We start from the raw sequence: 2,418 nt of genomic DNA on the forward strand, positions 1-2,418 counted from the left end.
TCTCTTGAATTAAATAATTTTGCTGATTAATTTAAGATCAAATAAATTGTACGTTTTTTGATTTATGACGGAAGTCTTATGTACAGACCAAAGGTAAAGTTGAACGCTTTAATGAATACCTCAAATCGAGACTATATTAATGGCTCAACTAACACCATCTGACGCTGCTATCGGATTCCCTAACCGCTCTGAGGATCAACTACAGCCTAAAAAACTGGCAAGCACTCTGGCCGCTATCTGGTTGATGGTAACTTACCAATCAACATAAGAAGCATTGCTTCATAAGGGATCTAAAATCAGATGTGTTCCAGGGCCTTGGGACGTAATAACTAGTTATTTGCTGGCTCGATGAGCAGTTGTCAGCGAGCAGCTAATATCATACACCTGATTCAGTCAGCAAAGCTGAATGGACTGGATCCGCATGCCCAATTAAGTGATGTGCCGAAAAGGTTGCCGATACATAAAGTGACCCAGATTGAAGTATTACTTCCACACCGATGGAAACCCAACTCAAATTAAAAAATAGCTATGGGGTTTAGCGAATGCTTACAGAATAATGTTGATTTAAGCTGCTTACCATTTGCTTACCAGAATCTAAAAACAAAAAAACCACTTAGGATTAGTACACCTAAGTGGTTGTTTTATATGGTGGGCCCAGACGGACGAAAACAATTCCCTACCCTATTGTTTTTAATAAATTAATTATTTCTTAGAAAATTCAGGATACAAAGCAGGATACACGATTCAAATGTTGTTTTTTTGATCATTCAACCTTTTTAGTACCACTTTACTCCCCCACTACACCTTCTTTTATTGGACTTTAATGATACATAGCTTCTTCGTAAAAGAAGAGCCTACATCAATATAGTGACAATTGTCGATTTGAGTATGTTCTTTTACGATCGTATGACCTAAATAGATTTCATCGATATTATCTACAATATCATATTGATTTGAGTAATTACGTATTCGCCCCCTACCCCAGAGTGCATTTGAATATGATGAGGTAATACCTGGAACTTTATAATCACCTTTAGAAAGGTCTTGCTTAAAGAGATTCCAGTCATGAATATCAATGTCAGCATGAACAATACCAATCTTTTTATGTTTCAGCTCAACTTCAATCACCAAAGGTAACTTTGTTAAACGATCAACAATTCTCTGTCGCGTCTTTTGAAATTGTCTATAAAACCATGCTCCACCATTCCTTGCATGCATGTCTTTCATTTTAGGATCATACTGCCCTCGAATACACATTTCTTCATGATTACCGCGCACAGTTAAAAACCATTTTTGATCGAGTAATGAAATACATTCTAAATTTTCATTACCTCTATCGATGAGATCACCTGTGCAGATCAGTAGATCATTTTCAAAATCAAAATTATTTAGATGAAGCTCATGCATTAGAAGACTATAAGACCCGTGAAGATCTCCAACGATATAAACTGAATTATAATTTTTGTTTACAAGTATCTTTATTACATCATTCATGCTATGAATAAAACCTTTTTACAAATTTTGATTACCATTATAGAACATGACCCATACAGCTTCTAATACATTGCAAGATATTATTATTTATACAAATAATAAAATTTCACTTGATTTTTATAAGCCATTTGAAGATGGACTAAACCCTATATTATTTACAGTTAAAACTTTAGAACAAATCCCAAGAAAGACTGAAAATAAAATCCATATTGTCATCTTGGAGTCCTGTGATGAACTTAGCAATCTACAAATAAATTGCAATAAAATTCATCTTATCATGCCGGCATTTTTAAAGAATAAATTAGAAAATGATCGTAAGCATCCGGCTAACACAGCCTTACCAAGCGATCCTATAAGCCTTAATTTAGTTCCCACCTAAAAACAAGTGGGGACTTAATCCATGAACATGGATATATATTCAGCAACACCTCCTGTTGCTAAAAAACGCAGAACATACAGCAAAGAATTCAAACTCAGTATTGTCAATGCCTGTAAAAATCCTAATACCTCGATCGCTTCGGTCGCACTGCAACATAGTATTAATGCCAACCTTGTCAGTCGTTGGATCAGGATCTTCAGCCATCATGAGGGTGCCGTGCAGGATCCTACTCATGTGAATCCAGCATTTATTGCTTTGCCTTACACTGCTGCAATCAGCCAACCTATTGATGAGAGGATCACGTTGTGTATCACCGTGCCTCATACGAATAATGATATTCAGCTAAAATGGCAGACATCAGAAATACCTGCCTTGGCAGAATTACTCAAGGCACTTGCAACATGATCCGCATTGATGAAATCTGGTTGTCTACTCAGCCCATGGACATGCGTGCAGGTATGGATACGACCATGGCTCAGGTGGTGAGAGCCTTTGGCTACATCAAACCGCATTGTGCTTACCTGTTCTGTAATAAACGTGGCCAT

At 36.7% G+C, this 2,418-nt stretch carries 4 protein-coding genes and 1 pseudogene; 4 read left to right on the forward strand and 1 reads right to left on the reverse strand.

The window, feature by feature from the left end:
• Positions 1-128: 128 nt before the first annotated feature.
• Positions 129-519, forward strand: a pseudogene (locus tag HHA42_RS13220) (transposase domain-containing protein); the annotation flags it as partial.
• A 291-nt stretch (positions 520-810) separates the two neighbouring features.
• Here the strand turns inward: HHA42_RS13220 and HHA42_RS13225 are convergent.
• The gene (locus HHA42_RS13225) at positions 811-1,494 is read right to left on the reverse strand and encodes a metallophosphoesterase (RefSeq protein ID WP_168526845.1); all 684 of its coding nucleotides are present in this window, start codon (positions 1,492-1,494) and stop codon (positions 811-813) included.
• A gap of 46 nt (positions 1,495-1,540) precedes the next feature.
• On the opposite strand from HHA42_RS13225, the gene HHA42_RS13230 reads away from it, so the two are divergent.
• The 3 genes from HHA42_RS13230 to tnpB all read left to right on the forward strand — a co-directional run.
• A complete protein-coding gene (locus tag HHA42_RS13230; protein ID WP_168526847.1) occupies positions 1,541-1,873 on the forward strand; it encodes a hypothetical protein in 333 nt (110 codons plus the stop codon).
• Positions 1,874-1,894: 21 nt separating this feature from the next.
• Positions 1,895-2,278 (forward strand): transposase, encoded by a 384-nt coding sequence (locus HHA42_RS13235; protein ID WP_001055589.1) that lies wholly within the window; start codon positions 1,895-1,897, stop codon positions 2,276-2,278.
• A partial coding sequence (gene tnpB / locus HHA42_RS13635; RefSeq protein WP_168526849.1) for an IS66 family insertion sequence element accessory protein TnpB occupies positions 2,275-2,418 on the forward strand: 144 nt, incomplete at its 3' end. The genes HHA42_RS13235 and tnpB, both read left to right, overlap by 4 nt.

The sequence above is a fragment of the Acinetobacter sp. A3 genome (assembly GCF_012371415.1).
In the GTDB taxonomy this organism is placed as follows: domain Bacteria; phylum Pseudomonadota; class Gammaproteobacteria; order Pseudomonadales; family Moraxellaceae; genus Acinetobacter.

Bases quoted from the DNA above. Each gene is read 5' to 3' on its own strand.
- HHA42_RS13225 (WP_168526845.1), bottom strand. From the start codon at position 1,494: ATGAATGATGTAATAAAGATACTTGTAAACAAAAATTATAATTCAGTT.
- HHA42_RS13230 (WP_168526847.1), top strand. From the start codon at position 1,541: ATGACCCATACAGCTTCTAATACATTGCAAGATATTATTATTTATACA.
- HHA42_RS13235 (WP_001055589.1), top strand. From the start codon at position 1,895: ATGAACATGGATATATATTCAGCAACACCTCCTGTTGCTAAAAAACGC.